This is a genomic window from uncultured Nostoc sp., assembly GCF_964245575.1.
Taxonomy (GTDB): domain Bacteria; phylum Cyanobacteriota; class Cyanobacteriia; order Cyanobacteriales; family Nostocaceae; genus Nostoc.
Map to the genome: position 1 here is coordinate 1 of NZ_CAXTNP010000068.1, position 15,591 is coordinate 15,591.

Sequence of the window (15,591 nt, forward strand, 5' to 3'; positions counted from 1 at the left end):
ACCTAATAAACTGAGATTTGTTCCTTCTCAAATCGTAACTTTAACTTTACTGCTGACATTAGTTTTGTTTATTCCTCAAATCTGCCTCAATTGGCAAGCATATTACAACTTTAATAGTATTACTAAAAATGAATTTAAACTCCAAATACTAAGCGATGAAATTACTTATCTTGATGAAGTATTAACGATGTCAGCAGGCATGAATGCTGCTACAGGAAAAATTATTTGGGAAAAACGGTATCGCCAATTTGAACCTAAACTTGATCTAGCTATTAAAGAATCTATTCAACTGGCTCCTAAAGTATATGAAAATGAGGATGCTAAAAAAGTTGATGCTGCTAATCAGCGCTTAGTTGCTATTGAATATCAATCTTTGGAATTAGTTAAAAATAATCAAAAAGAGATAGCACAACTACTACTTTCTAACCGCGAATATGAAAATTACAAACAAATTTATGCTGATGGTGTTGCTAAAATAAAGCGTAATATTTCACTTCAGTTACAGCAGAAAGCTGATGATTATTACAAAAGAATATTTTGGGCAATTTTAGAATATATTATAAGTTTAGCAATGTTGATTCCGGCATGGCTTTTAGTATTGCATTTATTACAAAAATACTTAAAAGCTAAAAAAATTGCTCAAGCCGCCTTAGAAGAAACGAATTATAGGTTAGAAATGCAAGTTGCAGAGAGAACGGCAAAATTAAAAGAAAAAAATAATCAACTACAACAGACACTGCAAGAATTGCAACACGCTCAAGTACAACTTATTCAAACTGAAAAAATGTCCTCATTAGGTCAGCTAGTTGCTGGTGTTGCTCATGAAATTAATAATCCAGTTAATTTCATTTATGGTAACCTGATGCATGTTAGAGAATATAGTCAGGACTTACTAAGTTTAATTAAGCTGTATCAGCAACAAATTTTTAATTACAACCCAGAACTAAATAGTTTTCTTGATGAGATAGATTTAGAGTTTATTATTGATGATCTGCCGAAAGTATTATCTTCAATGGCAGTTGGTACTGACCGCATTCGTGAGATTGTGCTAACTTTGCGGAACTTCTCGCGTCTTGATGAAGCAGAAATGAAACCTGTTGATATTCATGAAGGAATTGATAGCACTCTATTAATTTTACAGTATCGTCTCAAAGCAAAGCATAAACAGCAGGAAATTGCAATAATCAAATATTATGGTGATTTGCCTCTTGTTGAATGTTATGCAGGAGGACTGAATCAGGTATTTATGAATATTTTAAGTAACGCTATTGATGCTTTATATGAATGGGAAGAAGAGTGTTTAAAAAAAGAGGCTAAAAAACACCTTAGCTCTATTATTGTCCAGACTCAAGTTAAGAATGAAGAGTGTGTGATTATTAGTATTAAAGATAATGGGCCAGGAATACCAGAGGAAGTTAAGGCTAAATTGTTTGATCCTTTCTTTACTACTAAACCTATAGGTAAAGGCACAGGCTTAGGATTATCTATTAGTTACCAGATTATAGTAGATAAGCACAAGGGAAAAATCGAGTGTATTTCTGCACCTGGTAAGGGTACAGAGTTTTTGATTGAGATTCCGATTAAGCAGATGCGGTAAGCAAATATATACACTGTGCAGCTTAACTAAACCCTATTGATATCAGGTTCGGTTAAATACTGATATAGCTAGCTTTTCCTAATCAAATAAGGTACATAAGAGCAAGCTCTTCGCTTCTGGGTAGGGGGTTGGGGGTGAGGTTAAGTACTTACTCAACTGAGAACCGCTATATTATTTGTAGTCACACCTTTGACATAATCTTGCAATGGCTTTGTCAATATGATCTGCAATAGTTTACTCATCAAACTGTTTAACGGAACTAGGCAGGTAATCCCTGCCTTTTTTAATCAATTCCCTTTAGCACTGCATTCCCTTGCTATTTAATTATGGACGATTCCCCTTTACCTGAGAATTACTAATAGAAAATCCTCGACGCGTAGGTTTAATGCTAGCTAATTCCACCTGAAAACTTACCTTGTCGGCCATCTCCTTGCTTCTTGCTTCCAAAGTCCATTTCCCAGGACGCAAATTCCAAAAGAAAGAATTAGCTGAGTTTGTATTTAGCTTTTCCCCATTCAGCCACCATTCAACAGGCGCAGATTTATTTCCCGCTAACTTAAATTCGAGTTTTTGCTTCGCTTCTTCACCTGGATACAGTAAAAAGAAATCGCCATTATGCGGAGATAAAATTCTCAAATTGGTAGAAACAAGACTCGATTGCTGTTGTTTTGCCAACCACTCATCATACTCTGGTGGTAAATTGAATTGATTGTCACCTTCGTAGGCAATTTTATCTTCTGGATAGAAATATTCCTGCACGACTGAGGTACAATCTGGTGTTGGTCGTAACCCCGAAATTGCACAAACAGGTAATTGCACTAAACCTTCTGGAGGTGGAAAACCTGCTGGTTCTTGATGTTCGTGCAGGTGTAACATAATTCGATTCCACAAGGGCGCAGCCCCGGTAACACCGGAAACGTGATGCATCGGTTCACCGTTGAAATTGCCTACCCAAGTAGCGACAGTGTAATCTGTGGTGAAGCCAACTGTCCAAGTATCCCGAAAATTGGAAGAAGTGCCAGTTTTAACAGCAACGGGGAAAGGTAAATTTAACACTGAGTCTACACCAAATGCTGTTGCACGAGCATGGTTGTCACTAAGTATGTTGGTGATTAATTGCCATATTGTCGTCGAATTTTGGATTTTAGATTTGGGATTTGGGATTGGGGAATCAGAAAATGTGCTTACTAGCGGCGTAGCTTCTCCGAGTTGTGCCATAGTAACGTAAGCTCTAGCTAATTCCCATAAACTGACTTCGCCACTACCGAGAGTTAACCCTAAACCGTAATGTTCTGGAGTTTGATTGAGGTGTTCAAAGCCCAATTGATGCAGACGTTCTAAGAAAGTTTCTACGCCTACTTTTTCTAAAACCCTGACTGCGGGTACATTTAGAGAATTTGCTAAAGCGATTCGTACCCGTACTGGGCCAAGAAAGCTTTCGGTGTAATCGGTGGGGCTATAAAGTTTCGCGCCGGGAATGGCATAATGAGCGGGTACATCTGCCAAAATGGTATTTGGACGAATTAAACTTTTTTCTAAAGCTAATTCATACACAAAAGGCTTGAGAGTAGATCCTGGTTGACGTAGCGCTTGCACTCCATCATTGCGTCCCAGTTTGGCTTCATTAAAGTAATCAGGGGAACCGACATAAGCCAAAACTTCGCCAGTGTGGTTGTCAATTACTAACGCAGCTGCATCATGGACATTGTTGACGGCGAGAGAAGAAATTACCTGCTGCACCTGTGCTTCGACAAACTGCTGTAAAGGGCGATTTATAGTCGTGCGAATAACGGATTTATCCCCCCAACCCTCTTTAAAAAGGGGGGCTTGATTCTCCGCTTTGTAAGGCTTGCTCGGGAGGATTTGATTGGCTAACCAAAACAAAAAGTGTGGTGCGGCGATAATTCCCCGTTGGCGAGATTGAAACACAACCTTTTCAGCAGATGTTCGGGCTGCGATCGCCCCACTTATATACTCATCCTGTACCATACGATTGAGGACGTATTTTTGTCGCTGCTTCAGCCGTTCCCAATGCTCATAAGGGTTAAAGTATGTGGGATTATTAGGAATAGCAGCCAACAAACTAGCTTGGGCAAGATTCAACTCACTAGCTGGGATGGAAAAATAAGTCCGCGCGGCTGCTTCCACACCATATATATTCCCTGCCATCGGTAGCCGATTGATATATGCAGAGAGAATTTCATCTTTATTCATCCCTGCTGCTAACCGCCAAGATAGCCAAATCTCACTGAGTTTACCAGAGAAGCTGCGGGGCACTGGATCTAACATCCGCGCTAACTGCATAGTAATTGTGGAAGCGCCGGAAACAATTCGTTTCGCGTAGATGGCTTCTTTGCTGGCGCGGATAATAGCTTTCATATCCAACGCCCCGTGATGGTAAAAGCTGCCATCTTCGGCGGCTAAAATGGCATGGGTAAACTGGGGCGAAACCTGATTTAGTGGTACTACTGATGTATGCTCTTGGTCACGGGTGAGCAATGTTCCTAATGGTAAACCATTGCGATCGCTAAATTGCATTGCCAACTGATTTTGGGCAATATCTGCGGTATGAATGGGTGCAAAATAAGGTAGTAGGCGTACAACCAGACAGATTACCAGCACAGCTAAGATAACCTTATTAGTGTGCTTAATTTTGAGTAGCGATCGTGAAATTAGTTTCATCAGGGAATCCTTGCCCAAGAAAACTTACTTTAATTTTGACGTAGCGATTACATCTAAATCAGGAAATATGTCAAATCCTTAACAATTAATTTGTCATAACTTAGGATATATAAATTAATATTTGCAAAACTTAAATACTTCTTCATAGTTAAGAATTGTATTGATTTTGCGGAACAATCACATGGTATTGGTTATCTATGTAAATAAACATAAGTTATATCCAATATTTGAGTAAAAAATAGTCATCAGCTTTCCCTTATTAGTCTTGGCATTGCCAACTCCATAAGGGAATACAAACTTTTATTCGCTATAATTTGTGAATTTTTATTTTGAATTACTAAAAATATGATTATCAGAATTTTACTCAGTTTCCACCATAAAATTCTTTATTTCTTCCTTCTCTTCTCTACGAGAGGCTGCGCCAACGAGACGCTGCGCGAAGGCGTCCTTGGCGGCTCGTTAAAAAAAATTAGTCATTCTTCGAGCCAGAAGAGAAAAATACGGTATCTTCTTCTCTTTACATTTATGCTAGGAATGGCAGGGTGTAATTTTTTTGGTATCAACTCAAATAAAGAACAACTCCCAGCAGTATCTCCACTCACACTACCAAAATTACCAGACTGGATTGAACAAATTAGTCCCATTGGAGATGCAAAACCTCTTAACCAAATCCGCATCCGTTTTAAAGAAGCTTTAATCCCAATTGAAAGCCTAGACAGTCCAGAACAACAGAAAATATTAGAAAAATTTTCTCTTTGGCCGCCTTTACCCGGTCAATTTCGCTTTTTGACACCGCGTATGGTAGGTTTTCAAGCTGAGAAAGCCTTGCCAATAGCGACAAGATTTCAAGTCACTCTCAAAGCAGGTTTAGCCGATTTAAAAAATCATCGCTTAGACAAAGATTTACCTTGGACTTTCAACACCGAATCTATCAATCTGACTAATTTACCCGGTGTCAATTCAATTGAGAAGGCTGATATCGAACCAATTGATTTACAACAGAAATTACAGTTTACTTCAAATGTAGAATTGGATTTAGCTTCTGTACAAGAACATTTACAGTTAATTCCCGAAGGTAAAAATAAAGGTACAGGTTTTAAAGTTGAATTAAACAAAGAAGAAAAACCATTAAAAGATGAAGAACCTTTAGAAAAATTTGACCCTTCAGCACGCAGTTGGATTTATAACCTCATCCCCCAGCACAATATCGAAAAAGCAACCCCTTATCGCCTAGTATTTTCTCCAGGAATACGTCCTGCTTATGGCAATCTCCCTACAGAAAAAGAATTTGCCAGTAAATTAGCAACTTATTCGCCTTTAGCATTTAAAAAAATTAACTTTTACGGACAGCCAGATGCAGGTGGAACTTTTGGAAGATTTCTTAAAGGCAGTCCTCAGCTAGAATTTAATAACGTCTTAGTGGCAGATTCAGCTAAAGAAAATATTAAAATCAATCCGCCACCCAAAGATATTTCGAGAATCATACAAATAAACGATGAAGATAAAATTGTCGGCATCAATCCTTATGCGTTAGAACCTGCCAAGATTTATACAATTACTATCGGCGGAAACCTCAAAGATAAGTTTGGACAAACTTTGGGTAAACCTGTCACACTTAAATATGATACTGGAGATTTAGCTGGGGATATCTGGGTACCATCAGATTTGAATATTTTCCCCACAGGTAAGGATTTACAGCTAAATATTAGTACGGCAAATCTTCCCGAATCTAAATACAAAGCAGCTTATCGAGTAGTTAAACCAACAGATTTAGTTTATTTTAATAATAGTAATGATTTATTGCCACAACCTTCTGAATGGCAAAGCTTTAAGGTATCGGGTAAGAAAAATCAATCAGTTGACGTTGCTGTTCCTCTGCGGGAAAAAATCAGTGCAGCTACGGGGATGTTAGCTTATGGAGTGCAAGCCCGCACTAATAAATATCAGGAGAATGGAAAAGAACTGTGGCGAGAACCTACAACTTATGGCTTGGTTGAATTGACGAATTTGGGCGTATTTACTCAGTGGTTTCCTGAGTCAGGCTTAATTCGCGTCAATCATCTTACAGATGGTTCACCAGTTCAAGCGGCTGCTGTGGAAATTTATCAATCAAAGTTACAGGCTAAATCTCGTCCCGAACCTGTACCTTGTGCAACGGGTAAAACTGATGAAAATGGAACTTTTACAATTATTCGTGAAGGATTACAGCAATGTTATTCTGGGAATGAAAGTTATAGTAAATCACCACAATTATTAGTAATTGCCCGGGAAAATCAAGATTGGGCATTTGCTAGAGTTGAAGAATATAGCGGCGTTTATGGCTATGGTATTGATGCAGATTGGCAAAATGGTAAACCTGAATCACGCGGGGTAATTTTCTCAGATAGACAGTTGTATCAACCAGGAGAAAAAGCTTGGTTAACTGGTTTTGCTGACTTTTTACAAAATGGGGCAATCCAACAAGATAAAAATGCTGTTTACCAATTAACTTTGGTAAATCCTGATGGGCAAAAGACTAATTTAGGTAAGCAAACGACAAATGAATTTGGTACATTTTCTTTAGAACTGCCCATCAAGACTACTCAGCGCTTAGGCTATTATACAATCCAGGGTAAGGGGAAGAATGGGCAAGAAATTTCTGGAGAATTTCGGGTAGCTGAGTTTAAGCCACCCAATTTTAAAGTCGAACTCAACTTAGATAAAGAATTTGCTCTCATTGAGGAGAAAGTTAATATTAATGCTACAAGTAATTATTTATTTGGTGCGCCTGTAGAAGGTGGCGAAGCAAAATACTTTATTACTCGCCAACAGACTAATTTTGTTCCTAAAGGTTGGGAGGAATTTACTTTTGGAAGGCAATGGTTATGGCCAGAGGAAACTCCTACTATATCTAGTGATGTCTTACAAACTAATGCCCAATTAGATGGTAATGGTAAAACTAGTCAAACTGTGAATGTGACTAATGATTTACAATATCCGATGACTTATCAGGTAGATGTGCAAGTTGCAGATGTTTCTAATTTATCTGTAGCGAATTCCAAAACTTTTACAGCCTTACCAAGTAATCGCCTTATCGGGTTAAAAAGTAATTTCATTGCTGATGCTGGTAAGGCTTTTCCCATTGAAGTGATTGTTACTGACCCTACAGGAAAAGCGATTACAGGCCAACGAGTACGCCTGGAATTACAACAGATTAAATACAGCAGCGTCACACAGTTGGTGGAAGGTAGCCGAACTCCAAAAAATCAAGTTGAATATAAAACAGTAGGACAAACAGAAATTACATCTGCAAGCAATCCGCAATTGGTAAATTTGACAGCGCCGGAATCTGGTTCATACCGGATTAGAGTTAATTTTAGTGATGCTAAAGGCGAATTAAGTGCGACAGATTTACAATTTTGGGCAACTGGAGAAAATCCTGTATTTTGGGGTTATAAAGAAAAAGATGTCTTAGAAATTCAGCTAGATAAAAAAGAGTTTAAACCTGGGGAAACCGCTACTGTACTAATTCAATCTCCCTATCCAGATGCAGAATTGTACTTTGCTGTAATTAAAGACAAACCCCTTTATCAGCAAATTACCAAAACTCAGGGAAGCGCACCACAAATTCAGTTTAAAGTCACGCCAGAAATGCTGCCAAATGCAGCCATTGAAGCTGTCTTAGTCAGACAAGGTAAACCCATCAACCAAGTGGAAGCAGGAAGTTTAGATAACTTGGTGAAGATTGGTTTTACACCTTTTAAAGTTAACTTAGAAGATAAGTATTTAAAACTGCAAGTTAAGCCAGTTCAAGCATCATTAGAACCTGGTGCAGAGGAAACGGTACAACTGGAACTGAAGGATAATCAAGGCAATCCCACCAAAGGACAATTTACAGTTATGGTGGTAAATGAAGCGGTGTTACAACTTTCTGGTTATCGTTCGCCAGATTTGGTGGATACAGTTTATGCAGAACAGCCGATTTCTACCCGCTTTAGCGATAATCGACCAGATGTAATTTTACAACCACAAGATGTAGCTAAACCTAAAGGTTGGGGTTATGGCGGTGGTTTTTCAACTGGTGCAGCCAATACTCGTACTCGCACAGATTTTCAAGCCTTAGCTTACTACAACGGTTCTGTTCTCACCGATGCAAATGGTAATGCACAGATAACCTTTAAACTCCCGGATGACTTAACTACATGGCGGGTGATGGCTGTGGCCACTGATGGAAATCTGCGTTTCGGGAATGGGGACGCGACGTTTATCACCACTAAGCCACTGCTAACTAATGCCATCTTGCCACAATTTGCCCGTCCAGGCGATCGCATCCTCGCTGGTTTATCTGTAACTAACAACACTGGGAATACTGGAAATCTCTCAATTAATGGCGAACTTAGCGGTACGGTGAAGTTTGCTGAGAAAAACCCCACAGCTACTGCTTTGCAAACCAAAGCTGAATCTGCAACTCATGCTTATCGCTTTCCAATGGTGGCGGATAGTGTGGGAGTTGGTAAAGTTCGCTTTACTACTCAGCTAAATGGTACAGCCGCAGATGCTTTTGAAGTTCCTTTGGAAATTAAGCCAATTGAAATTACAGAACAAGTTGTTGAAACTGGTGTCACTGAAAAACAGGTGAATATTCCTCTGAATGTTGATAAAAATATCTTCCCTGATGCGGGAGGTTTAGATATTCAGTTGGCGAGTACTTTGATACCGGAGATTCAAGTACCAGCAAAGCAGGTTTTAGAAGATGATGATTTACCGTTTACAGAACCTGCTGCAAGTCAATTAATAATTGCTGCTAATCTGCAAAATCTTAAACAAAAATATGGTCAGACATTTGCAGAATTTGATCCTAGCCAACAGGCAAATCAAGCCATTGAAAAATTACAAAAACTCCAAATAGCAGATGGTGGTTTTGCTGCTTTCCCCGGACAAGAAAAATCTGACCCTTGGGTTTCTTCTTACGCGGGTGAATCTTTGGCTAAAGCTAGTCAGGTGTTCCCTAATTTAGTTGATTCTGCAATGGTGTCTCGCCTTAAAACTTATCTGCAAAAAGTTCTAGCGAATCCTGGAGAATACGATTTTTGCAAACAGCTACTCTGTAAAAGGCAACTGCAACTTAATGCTTTAATTGCTATATCAGAACTGGGTGAAAAACGCAATACTTTCCTCGCAGATATTTATGAACAGCGCAATAACTTTGATTTAGTAACTCAAATTAAATTAGCGCGATACTTATCTCAATTCCCAGAATGGCAAGATGAATCTCAACAATTAGTAAACAAGCTGCAACAGAGTATATATGAAACTGGTCGCACAGCAGTTGTGAGTTTACCCAGCAGTTGGGGATGGATGAGTTCATCTACCACGACGCAAGCGCAAGCTTTACGCTTGTTTATTGCCAAACAAAGTAAACCCGAAGTTATAGATAAGTTATTCCAAAGTCTTCTGGCATTGCGACGGGATGGCAGATGGCAAACTAACTATAATAATGCCCAAGCCTTAACAGCCTTGGTAGATTATAGTCAACTGCAACCCACACCACCTAATTTTGTTGCCACAGTACAATTAGCTGGTAATAAGTTAGGAGAAAATCGCTTTGAAGGCTATAAAAATCCTAGTTTACAGCTAAATGTACCGATGAATCAATTACCTCGTGGGCGTAATGATTTAACGTTACAAAAATCAGGTAATGGCACTTTACACTATCTGGTTGCTTATAATTATCGCTTGCAGGGAAATCAACCAGGCAGATTTAACGGTTTACGGGTAACACGGGAAATTAGTCAAGTAAATCAAGAGAAAGTTTTACAAAAAACAGGTATTTACGCTTTCGATAAACCCTTGACTTTAGGCTGTGGACAAGTGTTTGATATTGGTTTAGAAATCATTGCCGATCATCCTGTGGATCATGTGGTGATTAAAGATCCGCTACCATCAGGTTTTGAGGCGGTGGATGCAAGTTTTCAAACTACTACAGCTGCATTACAAGCAAAAGCCGATAACTGGGAACTTGGGTTTAGAAATATCTACCGTGATCGCATTATCGCCTACGCCGATCACCTAGAACCAGGAGTTTATAGTCTGCATTACTTAGTCCGTTCTGTTACTCCTGGTACATTTTCTTGGCCTGGTGCAGAAGTTCACTTGCAATATGCACCAGAAGAATTTGGGCGTACTGCTGAATCTACATTAATACTGGAGGATGGGAAGTAATTATTTATGCCATCTTTGGCTACAACAAATCTAAAAATCTTTCCAAGTCTATACGAGCCTGCTTTAAAATCTTGGCTAGGGTGGAACGCTTAACTGGCCGATGAGGTGGAACAAATTCTTGAGCAATTTAGTTTCCTTTAAAGACTAACTCCAGAGAAGATTCACTTTTTTGACCCAGAAACTGAGTTAGCAATATTTCCCTAGAAATTAATCTCCAATTTTAATTTCTATACAGGAGCATAGCCTTCATTACCCTCAAGTAGTGGGTATTCTGAACCCAGAATATCAATTAGAGTTTTTCTCACCTCTTTGTACTTTTCCTCCGTCCAGTTATCTTCCCTCATTTTCCTGAGAGACTCTGGAGAACTGCCAGCACTAAAGCGAGAACGAGTAGGTTTAAAAAACTGTGTGACGTACTCCGCAGCATTTAGATCAGCTATGCGCCGACCAAACGTTTTAGGATCTTTAATTGGTAGCATAGGGCTAATTGAGATACCGATAGAAACACCAGCTTCTACAAGTTTTTGAGCAGCTTTAAGACGTACCTCAATTGCAGGGCAGTGAGGCTCATAACGAGAGCGAACATCTTCACAGTCAGTAGTAATAGTTAAGTTAATGCGGATGTGTTTGAACTTCTGAAATAAATCAATGTCTCGTAAAGCAATTGGGCTGCGTGTTTGAATAGTAATACGAGGCTGAACTTCCACAAGTTCTTCAAGAATTTTTCTAGTTAAACCTATTTTATATTCTATAGGCTGATATGGATCGGTGACGCTAGACATATAGATTGTGTCACCTTCCTCAAGTCGCCTTTGTACTGATCTTGCACGACGCGCACGGCGCAGTAAGTCAACAGCGTTTTCTTTAACTTTGACCCAATCACCCCAGGTGTTTTGCTGATCAAAAGTTGGAGCAAAAAAACGTGCGTAGCAATAATCACAGCCAAAGCTACACCCACTATATTGATTTAGAGTAAACTTATACAAGCCAATAAAGCCACCTGGAGTGTTTAGTAGACTCTTACTGTTGACATACTCAACTTTAGCAGCACCAATATTTGAGGGTTGTAAGTCATTTGTACTTAGACGTTCTGCTTCGCTTAAAGAAGATTCAGTTAAATTACCATCAGTATTAATGCTGAATTCTTGCAAAGAAAACAACGAAAGTTGTTCTCCATCTCCAGTTGATTGCTTTTTCATAAGCTCGTTTTATCCAATTCTTACGAAGTTTAATTAATTATATGCAACAAGACCTCTTAAACTGGATCTCTAAACAGCAAAATCATCTAGATGAAATTATTGCTCAAACGGCTGATGCTTATTTAGAAAAAGATAAAAATAGTCGCAGTAATTTTATTTTTGATATACAAGAAGCTAATCAAGAAAAGTATGCTTTGACCGAAGGAAAAGATTTATGTTACGACCGGCCTTCAGTGGGTTTTGTTTACTCCCTATGGTATCACGGACGCAGAATAAATACCTTCCTGAACTATCTCGTAAAAGTTTTTTGTGAAACTACAGAGGAACAGATTGAAATTTTTGATTTAGGAGCAGGAACTGGGGCTATACAGTGGGCGGTGGGCGTGATTTATGCAGGAATGAAATCATTAAACATTCCCACTCAGAAATTGAAGATTATCAATATAGATAATAGTCCATTTATGCTTCAGTATCATCAACTACTTTGGGAGCAGTTTCTAAGTCACTATAGCGAATGCTCAGATATTAGTTGGGAATATAAAATTAATTCTTGGAATAATTCTGAAACTTCGGATAATAAAACATCTTGGATATGTGCAAGTTATTTATTTGACAGCACTGAAAATCAAGAGGCTATTGCCAATGATTTTATTGAATTAATTCAGATGTATGATCCAAAGACCCTCATTTTACTAACATCAAATCAGCCATGCAAGAGAAAATATTTAGAAGAGCTATCAGCAAAAATTAAAAATTGTGGATACAAAGTTGAGGAAAATCACTTAAAAACTAATTTGTTTGATGGTGTGATGAGTGTTGTTAGCCAGCGTAGAGAGCAATATAGAAGAGAGCTTGATATTCATGGATTAACTGGTCAATCTCAGTGGAATGATCATAGTTTTCTAGGAAAGGTTTTCAAAAGAGAGATTATACAGCAAATGACGCTGATTGATATACTTGATAATAGACAAAGTATTCAAAGTATAGATATATATAGTCCACCAACCAAGCAACGAAGAGAAATTGAGTTGAGTGATGCTCAAAAAAAGGCAGCTAGACACTCTGATAGACCAACTATAATAACTGGTTGTGCTGGAAGTGGTAAAAGTATTGTAATTACTGAGAGAATAAAAAACTTAGTAGAACAAAATGAATATGATCCCTCATTGAGGATACTTTTAACTACATTCAATAAGGAGTTGATAGAACAGCTAGGCGATTGGTTACAAGAAATTCTTGATTCTAATAGGTGTAAAAGAATAGTTGATAGCTGTAATCAAGGGGAACCCCAAGAGACAAGTAAATTTGAGTTTTTACCCCTTAATCAACCTAATATTCAATTAATGCACTTTGATGTACTTCCTACTCGATTAGGAAAAATATTAGGAAAAAACCCTTATGAAGAGTTTCAAACAAGGATGATGCTTAATATTATCAGTAAAGTTAAAAATACTGATAATAATCTGAAGGAAGCAGATGAAGATGTACTTAAACCAGATTTTCTCTTAGATGAATTTCATAGAATATTTTACGGACTTGACTATAGAACAAAAGAAACTTATCTCGGCGGTATCAGGACAGGTCAAGGTATAAAACCGCGCTTAGTGAAATACAGTAGAAAAAGAGAAATAGTTTGGAATTGTCTAGAAAGCTATTACAATCTTTTAGAAAAATATAATATTCATGAATTTACAAGAATCAGACTTAAATTTTTAGATCAATTAAGAGCAAACCAAAAACAAGGAGGATTTACACATATATTTGTTGATAAATTTCAAGATTGTACAGAAGCAGACTTTGAAATTTTTTATCATTTGCTACAGAAACCAGATAATTTAGTAATTGCTGGAGATTTTGCTCAGGCTGTACGCCTTGGACTAGCTGCCTCTATTCCTAAACAAGCTGATATGTCAAGACGAGAAATCTTTCGTTTAGAGAGTTCATATAGGCTACCTTATAGAATTAGCGAATGTATTAGAGAACTATCAAAGCGAATCATATACAAGCATAGAAATCAAAATAAAGATATATCTCCAAATGAAATTACACCATACAAAAATTCTCCACTTGGAGCTAGACCAATTGTAGTATTTGCAACTACTCTGGATGCAATCAGCAAAAAAATCAAGGAGATATTTTAAAATTACAGAGAAGCTTATGGCTTGAAACAAATTACTATCTTAGAAAAAGATTCTAAACTTTGTTATGCTCTGAAAAACCTGAACATTAATTCTGAGACTGACACAATTCTGAGAATAAAGGGCTTAGAAAAGGAATGTGTTTTATGGTCTGTCAGGACGAGTATCGAGGATAAGAATGAAGTAGAAGAGATTGTTTACACAATTTTGACTCGTACATCAAGTATATTGATTATTGCTCTTTCAGAAAAAATTACCAATGTTTACAAAGAAATAATTGGCACATTTGATAAAGATAGATTAATCTTTTGGGATCAAGAAACCAAAAATCGATATTCTGAATTTTGGAATAAACCAGAGTTAGAAGATATTGACAATATATCTGATGAATGATGATTTACTTTAAATAGTTAAGTCTTAGTGCGTGACAGCAAAAAATCTTTGATTAGCGATCGCACCCCAATACACCCCAAACCCAAATTTTACAAGTGCGTAGGCGTAGCCCGCCGTAGGCATCGCACTTCGACAAAGACGCTCACTTAATTTCAGACTTCACAACTACCCATTGCGTTACACCCGCCATTCCTCGCCAGCCCAAAAATTTACCAATAGGTTCCGCCCGTTGAATGGCAATACGAGTTAAATCACCACCGACTCGTTCATGCCATTGAAATAAAGTTTGCTCGCCCTCTACCGTCACCACATTTGCCACCAAACGTCCACCCGATCGCAGTGCTTCCCAGCAAACATCAAAAAGTCCCGTTGCTGTTACTCCACCACCAATAAAAATCGCATCTGGTGTAGGCAAATCTTTGAGGGCATGGGGCGCTTTACCTTCAATGATTTGCAGATTTGGAGTACCGAGAGTAGCGGCATTATCAGCAATGTAAAGTAGTCTAGAAGAATTTTGTTCGATCGCGATCGCCCGACACCGAGCATGGCTTCGCATCCATTCGATAGAAATTGAACCGCAACCCGCGCCCACATCCCACAATAATTCTCCCGGTGTGGGAGCCAAAGCTGCTAGGGTAATTGCCCTAACTTCACGCTTCGTTAACTGTCCATCGTGATGGTAGGCGTTATCTGGTAGTCCTGGTAATCTTGGTAATGGGATAACCCCAACATCAGCAATACAATGAACTGCGATCGCATTCAAAGCAGCAACTTCAATGTCACTCCAGGATGCAGCCGTACCTTCCACAATTCTTTCATGAGTGCCGCCCATACGCTCCAACACGGTGATTTTACTGCCACCATAGCCGCGATTTGTCAAAATTTGAGCAACAATGGCAGGCGTGTCTTTTCCTTCACTCAAAATCAACAGCCGCGCTTTTGGATAAATGTAAGACTGGAGTAGGGAGGATGGACGACCATTCAAACTCAAGGTTTCTACCTCAGTTAAAGACCATCCAACTCTGGCGCAGGCGAGGCTGAAGGCTGAAGGTGCGGGGATAATCGTTATTTCTGAAATGGGAATTCGCCGCATCAGGGTAACACCAATGCCGTAACACATAGGATCGCCACTTGCAAGTACGCAAATTAACTGGCCGCGACGCTGGATGATTTCCTCAACTGAAGTGCTAATGGGAGATGTCCAGACTAGTTTCTCACGTTGTTCATTTGTAGGGAGCATTGCTAAATGGCGATCGCCTCCCACAATTACTTTAGCTTGAGCAATTAGGGAAAGAGCGATCGCGCTTAACCCCTGTAACCCATCTTCCCCAATGCCGACGATAGAAAGCCATTTCTCTGTCATGCTAATTCATGATTAATA

General features: G+C 38.7%; 7 protein-coding genes. 4 read left to right on the top strand and 3 right to left on the bottom strand.

Features of this window, described 5'->3' with window-relative positions; all coding sequences use genetic code 11:
- Positions 1 to 10 precede the first annotated feature (10 nt).
- Positions 11 to 1,597, top strand: a complete 1,587-nt coding sequence (locus ACFFAP_RS13165) for a sensor histidine kinase (RefSeq protein ID WP_375511654.1) — start codon at positions 11 to 13, stop codon at positions 1,595 to 1,597.
- Between the two features lie 324 nt (positions 1,598 to 1,921).
- Here the strand turns inward: ACFFAP_RS13165 and pbpC are convergent, their stop codons facing one another.
- Positions 1,922 to 4,279, bottom strand: a complete 2,358-nt coding sequence (gene pbpC, locus ACFFAP_RS13170) for a penicillin-binding protein 1C (protein ID WP_375511639.1) — start codon at positions 4,277 to 4,279, stop codon at positions 1,922 to 1,924.
- Positions 4,280 to 4,804: 525 nt separating this feature from the next.
- On the opposite strand from pbpC, the gene ACFFAP_RS13175 reads away from it, so the two are divergent.
- On the top strand, positions 4,805 to 10,480 hold the full coding sequence (locus ACFFAP_RS13175) for an alpha-2-macroglobulin (protein WP_375511640.1): 5,676 nt from the start codon (positions 4,805 to 4,807) through the stop codon (positions 10,478 to 10,480).
- 227 nt (positions 10,481 to 10,707) lie between these two features.
- Here the strand turns inward: ACFFAP_RS13175 and ACFFAP_RS13180 are convergent, their stop codons facing one another.
- A complete protein-coding gene (locus tag ACFFAP_RS13180) occupies positions 10,708 to 11,679 on the bottom strand; it encodes a radical SAM protein (RefSeq protein ID WP_375511641.1) in 972 nt (323 codons plus the stop codon).
- A 41-nt stretch (positions 11,680 to 11,720) separates the two neighbouring features.
- Here ACFFAP_RS13180 and ACFFAP_RS13185 point away from each other — a divergent pair, with 41 nt between their 5' ends.
- Together ACFFAP_RS13185 and ACFFAP_RS13190 are read left to right on the top strand one after the other, a co-directional pair.
- A complete protein-coding gene (locus ACFFAP_RS13185) occupies positions 11,721 to 13,820 on the top strand; it encodes a UvrD-helicase domain-containing protein (RefSeq protein ID WP_375511642.1) in 2,100 nt (699 codons plus the stop codon).
- Positions 13,821 to 13,841: 21 nt separating this feature from the next.
- Positions 13,842 to 14,210, top strand: a complete 369-nt coding sequence (locus tag ACFFAP_RS13190) for a hypothetical protein (RefSeq protein WP_375511643.1) — start codon at positions 13,842 to 13,844, stop codon at positions 14,208 to 14,210.
- A gap of 142 nt (positions 14,211 to 14,352) precedes the next feature.
- Here the strand turns inward: ACFFAP_RS13190 and cbiE are convergent, their stop codons facing one another.
- Complete coding sequence (cbiE, locus tag ACFFAP_RS13195; RefSeq protein ID WP_375511644.1) at positions 14,353 to 15,573, bottom strand: precorrin-6y C5,15-methyltransferase (decarboxylating) subunit CbiE; 1,221 nt, start codon at positions 15,571 to 15,573, stop codon at positions 14,353 to 14,355.
- Positions 15,574 to 15,591 lie beyond the last annotated feature (18 nt).

What these genes read in the sequence shown, in the direction of transcription:
- pbpC (WP_375511639.1), bottom strand. Translation starts at nt 4,279, where the DNA reads ATGAAACTAATTTCACGATCGCTACTCAAAATTAAGCACACTAATAAG.
- ACFFAP_RS13175 (WP_375511640.1), top strand. Translation starts at nt 4,805, where the DNA reads ATGCTAGGAATGGCAGGGTGTAATTTTTTTGGTATCAACTCAAATAAA.
- ACFFAP_RS13180 (WP_375511641.1), bottom strand. Translation starts at nt 11,679, where the DNA reads ATGAAAAAGCAATCAACTGGAGATGGAGAACAACTTTCGTTGTTTTCT.
- ACFFAP_RS13185 (WP_375511642.1), top strand. Translation starts at nt 11,721, where the DNA reads ATGCAACAAGACCTCTTAAACTGGATCTCTAAACAGCAAAATCATCTA.
- cbiE (WP_375511644.1), bottom strand. Translation starts at nt 15,573, where the DNA reads ATGACAGAGAAATGGCTTTCTATCGTCGGCATTGGGGAAGATGGGTTA.